General features: G+C 71.7%; 1 protein-coding gene. It reads left to right on the forward strand.

Annotated elements, in window-relative coordinates:
* Window positions 1-151: 151 nt before the first annotated feature.
* On the forward strand, window positions 152-555 hold a 404-nt coding region (locus NBW84_RS20865), incomplete at its 3' end, for an ATP-binding cassette domain-containing protein (RefSeq protein WP_250286614.1).

Here is a 555-nt window from a genome sequence, read left to right on the forward strand (position 1 = left end):
CGATCATGGCTTTGAGCGAAGGGGCGGGAGCGAGGGCGGAGCCGTCGCGCCCGGGGATCGTTTCGCCGGCGGTCGGGGCATCCGCCCGTCCGGAGCCGGGGGCGGCCACGACCGCGTGCCCGGAGATCCGCGAAAGCCGGGAGTGCCCGCGATGATACGTATGACATCGGTGACCAAGAGCTACCATAGCGGCACGCGGCCCGCCCTGGACGACATCAGCCTCGAGATCACCGCAGGGGAGTTCGTCTTCCTGGTCGGCCCGTCCGGCTCGGGCAAGTCCACCTTGCTGCGGCTGCTGCTGCGGGAGGAGCGGCCCACCTCCGGCGTGGTCGAGTTCGCCGGCCGGGACGTGGCGAGCATCCCCGACCGTCGGGTACCGCTGCTGCGCCGTCAGGTCGGCTGTGTCTTCCAGGACTTCCGGCTGCTCGCGGACCGGACCGCCGCGGGCAACGTCGCCTTCGCCATGGACGTCACCGGCCGTCCGCGGCACGTGGTCCGCACGGTCGTGCCCGAGGTGCTCGGTCTGGTCGGGCTCGCTGGCAAGGAGAACCGCTA

It is taken from the genome of Protofrankia sp. CiP1_Cm_nod2 (assembly GCF_920664355.1).
GTDB lineage: Bacteria > Actinomycetota > Actinomycetes > Frankiales > Frankiaceae > Protofrankia.